This window comes from Bradyrhizobium sp. HKCCYLRH3073 (assembly GCF_051167995.1).
Taxonomy (GTDB): Bacteria; Pseudomonadota; Alphaproteobacteria; order Rhizobiales; family Xanthobacteraceae; genus Bradyrhizobium.
On the sequence record NZ_JBNPUD010000004.1, the window covers coordinates 199191 to 215093 of the forward strand.

Consider the following 15903-nt stretch of genomic DNA (forward strand, 5'->3'; position numbering starts at 1 on the left):
CTCATCCTTCGAGACGCCCGCCAAGAGGCGGGCTCCTCAGGATGAGGGTTTGGGATCAGTTGATCATCTCGACCGCCAGCGCGACGCCCTGACCGACGCCGACGCACATCGTGGCCAGCGCACGCTTGCCGCCGCGCACCTCAAGGCCGTGCACCGCGGTCATCGCGATGCGCGCGCCGCTCATGCCGAGCGGGTGTCCCAGCGCGATGGCGCCGCCATGCGGGTTGACGAAATCGGCGTCCTCGGCGACGCCGAGCTGGCGCAGGCAGGCGATGCCCTGGGAGGCGAACGCCTCGTTGAGCTCGATCAGGTCGAAATCGCTGATCTTCAGGCCGAGCCGCTCCATCAGCTTGCGCACCGCCGGCACCGGGCCGATGCCCATGATGCGCGGCGGCACGCCGGCGGAGGCGAGACCGAGCACGCGCGCGCGGGGCGTGAGGCCGTGCTTCTTCACCGCCGCTTCCGAGGCGAGAATCATGGCGGCGGCGCCGTCATTGACGCCGGAGGCGTTGCCGGCCGTGACCGTGCCGGGATTGCGCACGATCGGCTTCAGCTTGGCGAGGCCTTCGAGCGTGGTCTCGGGGCGCGGATGCTCATCCTTGTCCACCGTCACAGGGCCGGCCTTGCCGCCGGGCACCATGACCGGCGTGATCTCGGCGGCGAAATAGCCCGACGCGATCGCCTTTCCGGCGCGCTGCTGGGAGCGGATCGCGAACGCGTCCTGGTCGGCGCGCGAGACCTGGAATTCCTCGGCGACGTTCTCGCCGGTCTCCGGCATGGAGTCGACGCCATACTGCTGCTTCATCAAGGGATTGATGAAGCGCCAGCCGATCGTGGTGTCGAAGATCTCGGCCGAGCGCGAGAACGCCTCGGTCGCCTTGCCCTGCACGAACGGCGCGCGCGTCATGGATTCGACGCCGCCGGCGATCGCCAGATCGACCTCGCCGGCGCGGATCGCACGTCCCGCCGCGCCGACCGCGTCGAGACCGGAGGCGCAGAGACGGTTCAAGGTCTGGCCGGGAATGGAATCCGGCAGGCCCGCGAGCAGCAGCGCCATGCGCGCGACGTTGCGGTTGTCCTCGCCAGCCTGGTTGGCGCAGCCGAAGAACACCTCGTCGACGGCAGCCCAGTCGAGATTGGGATGCTTCGCCTTGAGCGCCTTGAGCGGGGTGGCCGCGAGATCGTCGGTGCGCACCTTGGCCAGCGCGCCGCCGAAGCGGCCGATCGGAGTCCGCACCGCATCACAAATGAACACGTCTCGCATCGCTCTCTCCCGAACTTTCGTGTTTCTGGTCAGAATTGACGGCGGTTTTAGGAGTGCCCTGGAGGCAGGTCAAATGACGGGGACGCGGGGTGCTATGCGCCGACAATGGCGTGCGCACACCGTCTCCCCGCACACGGTGCGCCCCCTCCCCCGCTTGCGGGGGAGGGTTGGGGTGGGGGCCGCCCCAAGCGCCACTCGTCGTGTGGAGAGACGTCCCCCACCCGTATCGCATCTTCGATGCGATACGACCTCCCCCGCATCCGCCTTCGCTCCTCGAGCTACGGCGGACAAGCGCGGGGGAGGCGCAACGACTTTCACTGCCCGAACCGCAAGTTTGGCGAACACCGTCGCGCCACACTCGCCGTCATTCCGGGGCGGCGCGCGCAGCGCGGCGAGCCCGGAATCCATCCGGCTGCGCGTGATGCCGCACGATGGATTCCGGGTTCGTGCTGCGCACGGCCCGGAATGACGAGAGGAGAGAGCGGCGCCCCTCACAAGCGGTCGATCAGGGCAAGAATCGCCATCGTGGAAAACCGGGACATCGCCTGCAAAGCGGTAGGACCGTCCGGGCAAATTGGCTAGTTTCCGCGCCATGACGATCCAGCAACCCATCTCCGCCCCGGTTCCGCCTGACACCGCGCCCGCCGAGGCGCCGGCCAAGCTCACGCCGATGATGGAGCAGTATCTCGACATCAAGGCAGCGCATCCGGGGCTGATGCTGTTCTACCGGATGGGCGACTTCTACGAGCTGTTCTTCGAGGATGCGGAGGTCGCCTCGAAAGCGCTCGGCATCGTGCTGACCAAGCGCGGCAAGCACCTGGGCCAGGATATCCCGATGTGCGGCGTGCCGGTGGAGCGCTCCGAGGACTATCTGCATCGCTTGATCGCGCAAGGCATCCGCGTCGCCGTGTGCGAGCAGATGGAGGATCCGGCGGCGGCGCGGGCGCGCGGCAACAAGAGCGTGGTCAAGCGCGGCGTGGTGCGCGTGGTGACGCCGGGCACCTTGACGGAAGACAATCTGCTCGACGCGCGCGCCAACAACTATCTGCTGGCGATCGCGCGCAGCCGCGGCTCGTCCGGCGGCGACCGGCTCGGGCTCGCCTGGATCGACATCTCGACTTCGGACTTCATCGTCACCGAATGTGCCTTTGCCGAGCTCACGGCGACGCTGGCCCGTATCAACCCGAACGAGGTCATCGTCTCCGACGCGCTGTATTCGGACGCGGCGTTCGAGCCTGTGCTGCGCGAGCTCACCGCCGTGACGCCGCTGACCCGCGACGTGTTCGACGGCGCCACCGCAGAGCGGCGGCTGTGCGACTATTTCGCGGTCGCGACCATGGACGGGCTCGCGGTGCTGTCGCGGCTGGAGGCGACCGCCGCCGCTGCCTGCGTCACCTATGTCGAGCGCACGCAAGTGGGCCAGCGCCCGCCGCTGGCGCCGCCCACGCGCGAGGCGACCGGCAGCACCATGGCGATCGATCCGGCGACCCGCGCCAATCTCGAATTGACGCGCACTCTCGCCGGCGAGCGGCGCGGCTCGCTGCTCGACGCCATCGACTGCGCGGTGACCTCGGCCGGCTCGCGCCTCCTCGCGCAACGCCTCGCTGCGCCGCTGACCGAGCCCGCGCAGATCGGGCGAAGGCTCGACGCGGTCAACGTTTTCGTTGCCGATAGCGCCGCGCGCGAGGACATCCGCTCGATCCTGCGCGGCGCGCCCGACATGACCCGCGCGATGGCGCGGCTCTCGGTCGGCCGCGGCGGCCCGCGCGATCTCGCCGCTCTGCGCGATGGCATCCTCGCCGCCGACCAGGCGCTGGAGCGGCTGTCGGCGCTCGACCAGCCGCCGCAGGAGATCGCCTCGGTGATGGCCGCGCTGGCGCGGCCGGCGCGCGCGCTCGCCGACGAATTCGCCCGCGCGCTCGACGAGCAGCTGCCGCTGATCAAGCGCGACGGCGGCTTCGTGCGATCAGGCTATGATGCGACCTTGGACGAGACGCGCAATCTGCGCGACGCCTCGCGGCTCGTCGTCGCCTCGATGCAGGCGCGCTACGCCGACCAGACCGGGGTGAAGGCACTCAAGATCCGGCACAACAACGTGCTCGGCTATTTCGTCGAGGTCACCGCGCAGCACGGCGACAAGCTGATGACGGCACCGTTGAACGCGACCTTCATCCATCGCCAGACGCTGGCCGGCCAGGTGCGTTTCACCACGTCGGAGCTCGGCGAGATCGAGGCCAAGATTGCCAATGCCGGCGAGCGCGCGCTCAATCTCGAGCTCGAGATCTTCGACCGGCTGTGCGCCCAGGCACTGGCGATCGGCGACGACCTGCGCGCTGCCGCGCATGGCTTCGCGATGCTCGACGTCGCCACCGCCCTCGCCAAGCTCGCGGTCGACGACAACTACGTCAGGCCCGAGGTCGATGGCTCGCTCGGCTTTGCCATCGAAGGTGGCCGCCATCCGGTGGTCGAGCAGGCCCTGAAGCGCGAGGGTCAGCCGTTCATCGCCAATTCCTGCGACCTGTCGCCGACGCCGGGACACAAGAGCGGCCAGTTGTGGCTGCTCACCGGTCCGAACATGGCGGGTAAATCGACCTTCCTGCGTCAGAACGCGCTGATTGCCTTGCTGGCGCAGATCGGCAGCTTCGTGCCGGCGAGCCGCGCCCGCATCGGCATCGTCGACCGGCTGTTCTCGCGCGTCGGCGCCGCAGACGATCTCGCGCGCGGACGTTCGACCTTCATGGTCGAGATGGTCGAGACCGCCGCGATCCTCAACCAGGCCGGCGAGCGCGCGCTGGTGATCCTCGACGAGATCGGACGCGGCACCGCGACGTTCGACGGTCTCTCCATTGCCTGGGCGGCGATCGAGCATCTGCACGAGAGCAACCGCTGCCGCACGCTGTTCGCGACGCATTACCATGAGCTGACAGCCCTCGCCGCCAAGCTGCCGCGGCTGTTCAATGCCACGGTGCGGGTCAAGGAATGGCAGGGCGACGTGGTGTTCCTGCACGAGGTGCTGCCCGGCTCGGCCGACCGCTCTTACGGCATTCAGGTGGCGAAGCTCGCCGGTCTCCCCCCGGCGGTGATCAGCCGCGCCAAATCGGTGCTGGCGAAGCTGGAGGCCCAGGACCGCGGCCAGAGCGCGCGTGCCCTGGTCGACGACCTGCCGCTGTTCGCGGTGCCGTCGCGCGCGGCGGTGGAGCCTGCGATGTCGAAGGAGACGGAGGAGCTGATCGCCGCGGTGACGGCGCTGCATCCCGACGAGATGACGCCGCGCGAGGCGCTGGATGCGCTGTATCGGCTGAAGGCGAAGCTGCCGACCAAATAGTCGGCCGTCATTCCGGGGCGCGCGTCAGCGCGAGCCCGGAATCCATTTCTCGTCGGCACATGCGGTCCAATGGATTCCGGGTTCGCGCTACGCGCGCCCCGGAATGACAGCGGGGATGGGGAGGCAGCTCGGTCCACACTCTCCGTCATTGCGCGCTGCGCTCGCGATGACGGTGGAGAAAGCGGTCGAGGCGGCGGCGGTTTGTCGGGTGGATGGGGACAGGCCAAAGGCAGACTCGCAAGCAATGAGGAACGTCGTCTCCCCTTTCAAAATTTGCGCGAGACTGTCATTCTGGCGAGATGACCACGCGTTCTCGTACAGTGCTGTCTACCGCCTTGACTGCCAAGCTGTCGGCGCTGGCGTCCACTCGCGAGAACTGGGATGACGAGTTGCCGGCTATTCTGGCGGACCTCTCTGCCGTTCCACATCATCTGGTTGTTCTGGCTTCCCGCGAGATCGCGCTGGCGGCGCGTCTCGGCTGGGAGCCATTATTGATGGATCGCCTGATCGGTGCATTCACCGACGAGCCGATCTATGTCCGTGATCTTGCCCTGATGCGACGAGCTCCGAACTATGCTTGGATTTTCCTATTTCATCCGAGCGGCCATGTTCGCGAAGCAGCCCTCGATTCGTTGCAAAGACCGCCCGAGTCTGCGTTCTTTCTTGCCGCTGTCGCTTGGCGGTTGAATGATTGGGCCGAGCCGGTCCGACGTGCCGCCACGCGCTATGTGCAGCGCGTCCAACGTCAGATCGTTCCGGAAGTTGCAGCAAGCAGTGCCCCCTATCTCCTCGATCGCCGACACAGTTGGGGACGCTGGAGCCGCGAAGCCGACCTGCTCGATGACGTTTTCGGCAGGCCGGACGTGCTGCCGATCATTGCCGGCTTCCTGCAACGGACGGCGAACGGCTCGCTGGCCAAGTATCTGCGTCTACTCGCGCGCAATCCTGCGATCGATCAGTATCTACCGGCCCTGGCCGCATCGGCGATCCAGCCGCAGGTGAGGGCCATTGCCTATCGCAGCCTGCTGACAGGCAACGTCACCTGGTTCGCGGGCTATGAGTGGCAATGGATCGACAAGGTCTACGGCATCAGGAAGCGCGTTCCGAAACTCGATCACCGTCCCCTGCAGGACATCGCACTGCCGCCTGATCTGTTCTGGCAGGCGGCGCGCGACGCATCGGTGATCGTGCGGCGTGCTGCAGCCGATGCGCTGATCGCCAGTCGTGCGGCCGTCCCTGACGAAGACCGGCTGATCGCGCATTTCGAGCAGGACAAGAACCCATCGGTGCGATCGCGCGCCGACTTCCTGCGCCGGCGTCCACGTCTATCGTAACGGTCGGACGCCCGCCGCCTTCCGCCGCCCCAGCCACCACAGGCCGAGATTCCATCCGACACAGGTCGCCAGCGCGCCACTCAGACCGAACGCCGCACCGAGATGCAGGCTGCCGAGATGCAGCACGACGATCGCGAGCGAGAAGCCGATCAGGCCCCAGGCACCGTTGGCCAGCACGGCCGCGGTCGCGGGTCCGCCGATGCGCGGCTGCAGGATCAGCATCATCGAGGTGAAGACGATCGGAAACAGCGCCAGGATGCCGGAGACGCTCGGGCCGGCCCAGCCCGACACCGAGGTCACGGTCGCAACCAGCGTCGCGACCAGCGAGGCGCGTAAGGGAACGTCGTACCAGCGCCGTGTGATCAGCGGCATCTTGGCATGACGGTAGCGCGCGAGCTGCGGCAGGCAGATCGCAAAGGTCACAACGTTGGCGACGATGCCCATCGCCAGCGTCCACTGCACGCTCTTGATCAGCGTGGCGAGACCAAGCCACACCGCGACGGCGGTGGCGCTCGCCACCCCCACGCTGTGGCGCTGCGCCAGCACGGCATAGGCGAGACTGAGGAAGATCGTCGCGGCATTGATCGGCAGGCTGGTCAGCGCGCCCTGCGCGATGAAGACGGCGTCGTGGTCGAGCGCCAGGAAAACGTAGGTCGGCCCCGCCGAGATCGGCAGGGTCGCGACCAGCGCGCCGATCACCGGACCCGTGCGCTCGGCGATCATCGACGCCGAGACCACGAACGACGCCGCGATCGCCATGCGCAGGGTCAGCAGCAGCAGAAAGGAGGGATCGAGGGACATCAGCTCATGCCGCAGCGGCGGTGCTCTCCCTCCCCCGCCTGGGGGGAGGGCTGGGGTGGGGTGGGGGCGCGGCTCGGGTGGTGCACGTCGTGTGGAGAGAATTCCCCCACCCGCCTCGCATCTGCGATGCGACCTCCCCCGCGCGCGGGGGAGGCGCAGACCGAGCGCGCCTCGCCGGCTCGCGCTCACCAACGGCGGGACACAGAATGAACGAAGGGCTACGCCGCCACCCGCTTCAGACTGACCGACACCTTCGGGCCGTTCTTGATGGTCTGATAGACCACGCAATAGCGCTCGGTGAGCTTGAGCAGCAGGTCGAGCTTGTCCTGCGGGGCGTCGGTGTCGACCTCGAAGCGCAGGCGGATCTCCTGGAAGCCGACCGGGGCCTCCTTGTCGACGCCGAGCGTGCCGCGGAAATCGAGATCGCCTTCGGCCAGCACATGGCCGCTCTTGAGCGGCACCTCGACCGCGGTCGCGACCGATTTCAAGGTGACGCCGGCGCAGGCGACCAGCGCCTCCAGCAGCATGTCGCCGGAGCACAGCTCGAGCCCGGAGCCGCCGGTTCCCGGATGCAGACCAGCCACGGCAGCCGCGCGCCCGGTCTCGAGCTTGCAGGTCAGCCCCTCCTGCCCGACCTCACCCTTGGCCTTCAAGGTGATCACGGCGGCGGACGGGTCGGCCTTGTAGCGTTCCTTGATCGGCGCCTGCATGGCGCGCAGCTCGGCAGCATCCATTTGTCGTTCTCTCCCGGATTTATTTCAGACGAGATGTACCGGGACCGGCTGCCGCTGTCACCACCACAGGCCGCCGCCGGGCTCACCCCTGCCCTGCGCGTCCGGCATCGTCCGGTCGAGCGAGCGGTCCAGCGCGGTCAGCACGTGGCGCTTGAAGTGGTCGAAGGGCGCGTTGCGGTCCCGCGGCCGCGACAGATTGATGGTGATCTCCTCGAACAGCCGGCCGGGATGCGGCCGCATCACCAGCACGCGGTCGGCCAGCACGAGTCCAGAGATCGAGAAGATGATCCTGCAGGTCCTTGCGGGTGAGGGCGTCGAGCGCCGAGAACGGCTCGTCGCGGCAGAGCGCACGCGCGCCGCAGACCTCATTCACCGGCTCGGCCGCGCGTAAAGCGTCGCCCCCCAGTAGAACCACGGCCGCAACCGCAGCAAATCCGCGCCCCGACAATCCCCCGTCTCAGCTCCTTTGGAGCCTCGGAAATCTCTCTTTTATTACAATAGTTTATTCCGGAAGCGCGCGAGAATTGCTTTTCCTTTCGACGGCGCGGTTCAGAACGATCATCATCCCGTGACCACCGATGACAGCATGGATCGATTGTTGCATTGGAAGTTTCGTGACAGCACAGGCCTTGTTCGATATCCGGTTGCAGCCATGGACAGCGTCGCCCCCCATTCCCACCCTGATAGCATTTCCGATTTCGACAGCGCCGGCATCGCGGCTGCGGTCGACGCGCTGGCCGCGCAGCATTCGGGACGCGAGGACATGTTCCGCGCGGCCGTGGTGCAATTCCTCAAGGCCGAGCTGGTCAAGGCGCGCGCGGCGGCCCAGGCGCAACTGCTGAAGGACCGCCACGGCCGGCGCTGCGCCGAGCAACTCTGCTTCGTGCAGGACGAGATCATTCGCATCCTCTACGCCGCGGCCACCCAGCACCTTTATCGCTCGCAGGTGCCGAGCGGCGCCGAGCGCATGGCGGTGGTCGCCACCGGCGGCTATGGCCGCGGCCTGATGGCGCCGGAATCCGACATCGATCTTCTGTTCATCCTGCCCTACAAGCAGACCGCCTGGGGCGAGCAGGTGGCCGAAGCCATCCTGTATTCGCTGTGGGACATGGGGCTGAAGGTCGGCCACGCGACCCGGTCGGTCGACGAGTCGATCCGCCAGGCGCGCGGCGACATGACCATCCGCACCGCCATCCTGGAGACGCGTTATCTCGCCGGCGACAGGCCGCTCTATGACGAGCTGGTCGCGCGGTTCGACAGCGAGGTGGTGCAGGGCACCGCCGCCGAATTCGTCGCCGCCAAGCTCGCCGAGCGCGAGGAGCGGCATCGCCGCGGCGGCCAGTCGCGCTACCTGGTCGAGCCCAACGTCAAGGACGGCAAGGGCGGCCTGCGCGACCTGCACACGCTGTTCTGGATCGCCAAATACGTCTACCGCGTGCGCGAGACCGCCGAGCTGGTCGAGCGCGGCGTGTTCGACGCGCATGAATACCGCACCTTCCGGCGCTGCGCGGACTTCCTGTGGTCGGTGCGCTGCAACCTGCATTTCGTCAGCGGGCGTCCGGAAGAACGGCTGTCGTTCGACCTGCAGCGCGAGATCGCGGTGCGGCTGGGCTACACCAGCCATCCCGGCATGCAGGATGTCGAGCGCTTCATGAAGCACTACTTCCTGGTCGCCAAGGAGGTCGGCAATCTCACCGCGATCCTGTGCGCCAAGCTCGAGGACCAGCAGGCCAAGCCGGCGCCGGTGCTGAGCCGGATGATCTCGCGCCTGACCACCGGCTCGACCTGGCGGCGCGTGCCGGAGAGCGACGACTTCATCGTCGACAACAACCGCATCAACCTCGCCGCGCCCGACGTCTTCAAGCACGATCCGGTCAATCTGATCCGCATCTTCCGGCTGGCGCAGAAGAACAACCTCGCCTTCCATCCCGACGCAATGCGCGCGGTCACGCGCTCGTTGAACCTGATCAACACCGAGCTGCGCGACGATCCCGAGGCCAACCGGCTGTTCATGGAGATCCTGACCTCCAACGATGCCGAGGTCGTGCTGCGGCGGATGAACGAGACCGGCGTGCTCGGCCACTTCATTCGCGCCTTCGGCCGCATCGTCTCAATGATGCAGTTCAACATGTATCATCACTACACGGTCGACGAGCACCTGATCCGCTGCATCGGCTTCCTGCAGGAGATCGAGCGCGGCGGCATCGACGAGTTCACCCTGGCCTCCGACCTGATGCGCAAGATCCGGCCCGAGCACCGCGCCGTCATCTACATCACCGTGCTGCTGCACGACGTTGCCAAGGGCCGCCCCGAGGATCATTCCATCGCCGGCGCCAAGATCGCGCGCCGGCTGTGCCCGCGGCTCGGCTTCAACAATGCCGACACCGAGCTGGTCGCCTGGCTGATCGAGGAGCACCTGACGATGTCGACGGTGGCGCAGTCGCGCGACCTGTCGGACCGCAAGACGATCGAGAATTTCGCCGCCGTGGTGCAGTCGGTGGAGCAGATGAAGCTGCTGACCATCCTGACCACCGCAGACATCCGCGGCGTCGGCCCCGGCGTCTGGAACGGCTGGAAGGCGCAGCTCCTGCGCACGCTGTATTACGAGACCGAGCCGGTGCTGACCGGCGGCTTCTCCGAGGTCAATCGCGCCAAGCGCATTACCGCGGCGCAGGCCGAATTCCGCAACGCCTTCACCGACTGGCCCGACGACGAGCTCAACACCTATATCGGCCGGCATTATCCGGCCTACTGGCTCAAGGTCGAGCTGCCGCGCAAGATCCGCCATGCCCGCTTCGTGCGATCGAGCGAGGATGCGGGACACAAGCTCGCGATCAATGTCGGCTTCGATCCGGCCCGCGCCGTCACCGAACTGACGATTTTCGCGATGGACCACCCCTGGCTGCTATCGATCATCGCAGGCGCCTGCGCCTCGGCCGGCGCCAACATCGTCGACGCCCAGATCTACACCACGACCGACGGGCGCGCGCTCGATACCATCGCGATCTCCCGCGAGTATGAGCGCGACGAGGACGAGGGCCGGCGCGCGACCCGGATCGGCGAGACCATCGAGCAGGTGCTGGAAGGCAAGCTGCGGCTGCCCGACGCGGTGGCGCGGCGCACCACGCGCGGCAAGCAGCACAAGGCGTTCTCGGTCGAGCCGGAAGTGACCATCAACAATCAATGGTCGGAGCTCTACACGGTGATCGAGGTCTCCGGCCTCGACCGGCCCGGCCTGCTCTACGAGCTGACCACGGCGATCTCGAAGCTGAACCTCAACATCGCCTCCGCCCATGTCGCGACCTTCGGCGAGCGCGCCCGCGACGTGTTCTACGTCACCGACCTGCTTGGGGCGCAGATCAACGCGCCGACCCGGCAGGCCGCGATCAAGAGCGCGCTGCTGCATCTGTTGGCCAGCGAGGACGCCGCTGCGCAGCCGGCGGCGTAAGTACCATGCATCTTAAGTCTTATTCCTGACGCCCGGCTAATGAACCCTCGAAGATTCAAAAAGAAATTCAAGCAAAAAAATCTGAATGCCTTATCTTGGCAAGGCTCCGAAGAGCCTTGCTCAGATACTACAAAGTCTATTCGAAGTCTAATTCACCGCCTAGACGCTCATCTTTATCACGATGAGCGACGATTTGCGCCAACTGCCTCTGAACAAAGCCAGTCGCGCCTGCATCCGTGAGCATCTCTAAATCGCACCCGTTTCTGGAATTCTTCCGCTTTGCCCTTTTTGCCAAAGCTCGACCTCGATACCCCACGAGTCGCTTCTCAGAGCGGCGAAACCCATGTGCTACTTCTCGGGCCAACGAGAACCCCATCTCTTCGTCGCAGGCGCAACCACCATCAGCCGCGACCTTGTTCATATACCTACGCCCGACACTAGTACTCCTCCCGTTAGCAGGCCGGCGCGGAGCATCCACCAAGCGACGAACAGCGCTGGGTGACATTCCAGCCAAGATCAGAAGATGATCTAACTCTCCTTGTGACAGATCACTTAAAGCCGCGATCACTTCCGCAATTCTCGCGCCATCAGACGGATCCATCTTTCCATCCAGGAAAGAAATGAGCTCTTGGCATTTTTCGATCTCGCTCATGCGTGGCGTCCTATTTTATGACAAAAAGATAGAGATGAAGCTTGATCAACTTTGGTCAGCATCATCGATGATGCGCTTCAAGCGCGATCTAATCGACGAAACCGTCCCAACCTCGACGCCAAGATCTGAAGCGATATCCTTCGTTGTCGCTCCTCGCAGGACGTAAGAATCGAGGTTCTTGACATAATCGAGCATTACGCCGCGCGTGCGCGTCTCTGCGATCGCGGCAGCAAGCGTGACATTGCTATCCTTCGGATCAAACCTGCGATGCAAAGATTCAGAGAGCTCCGAAACCGTGAACGGCACGGTCGCCCGTTGCATCGAAACCTCGCCTGTTATGCGACTACGAGCCTTTGCTCGAAAGTAGCTAACCGTAGTGCACATACATTTTGCAAAGAATTCGTCAAAAGTGGACGGCGACTGACCATCCCAAACGTACCTATCTCGCCCATCGAGCACGCGAACGACGGTCTCGCTGAGAATTTCTTCCGGTTCCGGCACAACGGCCGGAGCCTGATTCTTTCCGGCTTTCGCCTTCCGAAGGACGGCCCTACCCAATGATCGAGCTAATAAAAGTTGGATGGAGTACCATTTCAGGCGCTTAGCGTAAGGAGCGTCTAGCCTTTTCCGCAGTTCATCCTTCGACATGAGGCTATCCTCAAAGTTGATATTTCCGAGTACACATTCCCGACCCCAAAAAATCTCCACGCTTCCAATATCAACCTTGAAAATAGTTGGCGGCTCAGTCCTCTTCTATTGAGCCAAAATGCTTCGGATAACACGAATCACCACCCCCCCGAACTACTCACACACCAGACACGACAGAAAGACCAAGCGTCACCAATTTCCCCAAACCGAACCGTGACAGACTCGCCCACCGCCCCTGCATGTATCGGGCTTCAATCCCCGCGAGATGCTGCACTTTGAAATTATTTTTTTACAATGGCGCAAATTTCGCGCCGCCGCGGCCTTAGAGGTGAGTACACCAACAAGGGGACCGGTACATGCACACCATCATTTATTTTGGTCTCGCGTTTGCCTACATCGATGCAGCGGCTATCGCCATCAAACGTCGAGAATTCCGAACTGCCGCCCGCGACCTCGTGGTAGCGGCTCTTTACGCTTCTATTGCCTTGCTCGTGATTGACTCTGGTCTTCAGCCAAGCGCAATTTTGCACTTGCTCGACACCCCAGTCAGCTTCTTTGCGTAACTCAGCAGTTGCAAGGCCCCTGAAGGTTGACGGCCGGAGGTAGTAAGTTTATTGGCACTTAATCAAACCGCGAGTCTCAAAGCTCACTACGCACCGCCCATCAGGCAGAGGTGCTCGGCACCGGTCTGCCTCGCGCGCCTGGGACCCGACGCTTTCGGTTTATTCCACAAGATGAGATAGTCGCGCGAATAGCTATTTTCAGATACTAGCGAAAATCGGCAGACAATTGGATGCTGATCATACATGTTACTGACAAATCGGCCGGATACTCATGGTTTTTACTGCAAACATCGTCGTCGGGCTGATCGGCCTGCTGCACGTCTACATTCTCGTGCTCGAGATGTTTCTCTGGACCAAGCCGGCCGGCTTGCGGGCCTTCAACAACACGCCGGAGCGCGCCGAGGCGACCAAGGTGCTCGGCGCCAATCAGGGCCTCTACAACGGCTTCCTCGCCGCCGGCCTGTTCTGGGGCCTGGCGCACCCGGCGCCGGCGTTCGCGTTCCAGATCAAGATCTTCTTCCTGCTCTGCGTGCTGGTCGCCGGCCTCTACGGTGCGGCCACTGCGAGCCGCAAGATCCTGTTCATCCAGAGCGTGCCGGCCACCATCGGTCTGATCCTGGTCTGGCTCGCGGGCTGAGGCGGACTGCACCAACCAAAACAGGCGTCGTCCCGGGCAGGCATGCGGCGCAACGCGCCGGCATGCGCCGACCCGGGCCCCATAGTCCCGGGCCAAGCTTGAGGCAGGATCGCCACTCCGAGTCCTCGCCACACGACCGCCCGTGGTTATGGATCCCGGCTCTGAGCCCTGTCGTCGCTCCGCGACGTCAGGGCTTGGCCGGGACGACACGAGATTTATGAACGGGCCGGGCCAGCCATAACGCATCGCGGCGAAACCGCCATAGCCGCGCAGCCCTCGCCTTGCGTCCGCCAACCCCTTCCTCCACACTGCCGCCCAGCGATGGCACCCCACGGGGCAGACCAGCCGCATAACAAATCAGGAGGAACGATAGACCCCATGCGACAGGGAATTTTCCGTTTTGCCGGTGCGGCCGCCTTGGCCATCACCCTCTCCGTCACCTCAGCCCAGGCCCAGAAGAAGTACGATCCCGGCGCGTCCGACACCGAGATCAAGATCGGCCAGACCGTGCCGTTCTCGGGTCCCGCCTCGGCCTATGCCTCGATCGGCAAGACCCAGGCCGCCTATTTCAACATGATCAACGAGCAGGGCGGCATCAACGGTCGCAAGATCAAGCTGATCCAGTATGACGACGCCTACTCGCCGCCGAAGGCCGTGGAGCAGGTGCGCAAGCTGGTCGAGGACGACGAGGTGCTGCTGACGTTCCAGATCATCGGCACGCCGTCCAACGCCGCGGTCCAGAAATACCTGAACGCCAAGAAGGTGCCGCAGCTGTTCGCGGCCACCGGCGCCACCAAGTTCACCGATCCGAAGAACTTCCCCTGGACCATGGGATACAATCCCAACTACTTCACCGAGGGCCGCATCTACGGCCAGTACATTCTGAAGGAGCACCCCAATGCCAAGGTCGGCGTGCTCTATCAGAACGACGATCTCGGCAAGGACTACCTCAACGGCATCAAGGCCGGCCTCGGCGACAAGGCGGCGACGATGATCGTGTCCGAGGCCTCCTACGAGGTCTCCGATCCCACCATCGACTCCCAGCTCCTCAAGCTCAAGGCGGCCGGCGCCGACCTCTTGTTCTCGGCCGCGACGCCGAAGCAGGCGGCGCAGGCGATCAAGAAACTGCACGAGCTCGACTGGCACCCGGTGCACATCGTCGACATCAATGCGACGTCGGTCGGCGCGGTGCTTCAGCCGGCGGGTCTCGAGGCGTCCAAGGGCGTGATCTCGGTCAATTACGGCAAGGACCCGCTCGATCCGCAGTGGAAGGACGACCCGGGCATGAAGCGCTATTTCGAGTTCATGGCCAAGTATTATCCTGAAGGCGACAAGAACTCGAACTTCAACACCTATGGCTACGGCAATGCCGAGCTGCTGGTGACCATCCTGCGCATGTGCGGCGACAATCTCACCCGCGAGAATGTCATGAAGCAGGCGACGTCGCTGAAGGATGTCGTCGGCGACCTGTCGCTGCCGGGCATGAAGATCAACACCTCGCCGACCGACTACCGCGTCAACAAGCAGTTGCAGATGATGAAGTTCAACGGTGAGCGCTGGGAGCTGTTCGGCCCGATCCTGGAGGACAAGGGCGCGGCGGGTTAGCGCCACCCCTCGTCATTCCGGGGCAGCCCGATAGGGCTGAACCCGGGATCCATCTCACAACCGAATATCACGCCAAATGGATTCCGGGCTCGCGCTGCGCGCGACCGGAATGACGACATCACCGGTAAAGGGCTGCGCAACGGCGCAGCCCTTTTGCGTTGCGGCACGGATTGCGCCCCTTCGTCGCTCCTGCTGCCGCAGACACCACTGTCATGCCCCGCGCCGGCGGGGCATCCGGCACGTCGTGCACTCTCGGTCGAACGTGCCGTCCACGCTACTCGCCCATCGCCCTCTGCTTCGCGACCCGGTCGATCAAGCCCCATTGCTGCGCCTCATCCGCGGTCATGAAATGATCGCGATCGAGCGTACGCTCGACGTCCTCATAGCTGCGCCCGCAATGCTCGGCATAGAGCCTGATCACGCGGCGCTTGGTCTGCTCCATCTCCCGGGCGTGGATCAGGATATCGGAGGCCTGGCCCTGATAGCCGCCGAGCGGCTGATGGACGTGAAGGCTCGCATTGGGCAGCGCCGTCCGCTCGCCAGGCTCCCCCGCCATCAGCAGGAACGACCCCATCGAGCGCGCCGTTCCCATGCACAGCGTATGCACCGGCGCCTTGACGAATTGCATCGTGTCGTACATCGCGAGCCCGCTGGTGATCACGCCGCCGGGCGAATTGATGTAGAGGTGGATCGGCCGCTTCGGGTTCTCCGCCTCGAGAAACAGCAGTTGCGCGCAGACCAGGGCGGAGACGGTGTCGTTGACCTCGCCGTTGAGGAAGACGATCCGCTCGCGCAGCAGCCGCGAATAGATGTCGAAGGATCGCTCTCCCCGGCTCGACTGCTCGATGACCATGGGGACGAGTTGCATCGTGTCGCGCATGCGCGAGCTCCC

Annotated in this window: 12 protein-coding genes and 1 pseudogene; 6 read left to right on the forward strand and 7 right to left on the reverse strand. The window is 64.6% G+C overall.

The genetic code is table 11. From position 1 onward, the window contains the following. Positions 1 to 55: 55 nt before the first annotated feature. Entirely contained in the window at positions 56 to 1264 is a 1209-nt protein-coding gene (gene pcaF, locus ACQR1X_RS11895; RefSeq protein WP_315803817.1) for a 3-oxoadipyl-CoA thiolase, read from the reverse strand. A 592-nt stretch (positions 1265 to 1856) separates the two neighbouring features. Here pcaF and mutS point away from each other — a divergent pair. Together mutS and ACQR1X_RS11905 are read left to right on the forward strand one after the other, a co-directional pair. Further along, entirely contained in the window at positions 1857 to 4589 is a 2733-nt protein-coding gene (gene mutS / locus ACQR1X_RS11900; protein ID WP_434898890.1) for a DNA mismatch repair protein MutS, read from the forward strand. Between the two features lie 299 nt (positions 4590 to 4888). Continuing rightward, a complete protein-coding gene (locus tag ACQR1X_RS11905; RefSeq protein ID WP_434898891.1) occupies positions 4889 to 5923 on the forward strand; it encodes a hypothetical protein in 1035 nt (344 codons plus the stop codon). Here ACQR1X_RS11905 and ACQR1X_RS11910 read toward each other — a convergent pair. The 3 genes and pseudogenes from ACQR1X_RS11910 to ACQR1X_RS11920 form a co-directional block, all read right to left on the reverse strand. Beyond that, the gene (locus tag ACQR1X_RS11910) at positions 5915 to 6724 is read right to left on the reverse strand and encodes a hypothetical protein (protein ID WP_434898892.1); all 810 of its coding nucleotides are present in this window, start codon (positions 6722 to 6724) and stop codon (positions 5915 to 5917) included. The genes ACQR1X_RS11905 and ACQR1X_RS11910 overlap by 9 nt on opposite strands. Before the next feature lie 218 nt (positions 6725 to 6942). Continuing rightward, a complete protein-coding gene (locus ACQR1X_RS11915) occupies positions 6943 to 7458 on the reverse strand; it encodes an OsmC family protein (RefSeq protein WP_316215301.1) in 516 nt (171 codons plus the stop codon). 57 nt (positions 7459 to 7515) lie between these two features. Then, positions 7516 to 7867 (reverse strand): annotated as a pseudogene (locus ACQR1X_RS11920) (ABC transporter ATP-binding protein); the annotation flags it as partial. A gap of 243 nt (positions 7868 to 8110) precedes the next feature. Between ACQR1X_RS11920 and ACQR1X_RS11925 the strand changes: the two are divergent. Continuing rightward, positions 8111 to 10906, forward strand: a complete 2796-nt coding sequence (locus tag ACQR1X_RS11925; protein WP_434898893.1) for a [protein-PII] uridylyltransferase — start codon at positions 8111 to 8113, stop codon at positions 10904 to 10906. 136 nt (positions 10907 to 11042) lie between these two features. On the opposite strand, the gene ACQR1X_RS11930 is transcribed toward ACQR1X_RS11925, so the two are convergent. Continuing rightward, complete coding sequence (locus ACQR1X_RS11930; protein ID WP_434898894.1) at positions 11043 to 11558, reverse strand: hypothetical protein; 516 nt, start codon at positions 11556 to 11558, stop codon at positions 11043 to 11045. 45 nt (positions 11559 to 11603) lie between these two features. Then, the gene (locus ACQR1X_RS11935) at positions 11604 to 12206 is read right to left on the reverse strand and encodes a hypothetical protein (RefSeq protein ID WP_434898895.1); all 603 of its coding nucleotides are present in this window, start codon (positions 12204 to 12206) and stop codon (positions 11604 to 11606) included. A gap of 356 nt (positions 12207 to 12562) precedes the next feature. Here ACQR1X_RS11935 and ACQR1X_RS11940 point away from each other — a divergent pair, with 356 nt between their 5' ends. From ACQR1X_RS11940 to ACQR1X_RS11950, 3 genes are all read left to right on the forward strand, one after another. Next, the gene (locus ACQR1X_RS11940) at positions 12563 to 12769 is read left to right on the forward strand and encodes a hypothetical protein (protein ID WP_434898896.1); all 207 of its coding nucleotides are present in this window, start codon (positions 12563 to 12565) and stop codon (positions 12767 to 12769) included. Between the two features lie 271 nt (positions 12770 to 13040). Continuing rightward, the gene (locus tag ACQR1X_RS11945) at positions 13041 to 13406 is read left to right on the forward strand and encodes a DUF1304 domain-containing protein (RefSeq protein WP_434898897.1); all 366 of its coding nucleotides are present in this window, start codon (positions 13041 to 13043) and stop codon (positions 13404 to 13406) included. A 378-nt stretch (positions 13407 to 13784) separates the two neighbouring features. Further along, positions 13785 to 15011: an ABC transporter substrate-binding protein gene (locus ACQR1X_RS11950; RefSeq protein WP_434898898.1), complete on the forward strand. Its 1227-nt coding sequence runs from the start codon at positions 13785 to 13787 to the stop codon at positions 15009 to 15011. Positions 15012 to 15285: 274 nt separating this feature from the next. Here the strand turns inward: ACQR1X_RS11950 and ACQR1X_RS11955 are convergent, their stop codons facing one another. Beyond that, a complete protein-coding gene (locus ACQR1X_RS11955) occupies positions 15286 to 15891 on the reverse strand; it encodes an ATP-dependent Clp protease proteolytic subunit (RefSeq protein ID WP_434898899.1) in 606 nt (201 codons plus the stop codon). Positions 15892 to 15903: the final 12 nt, after the last annotated feature.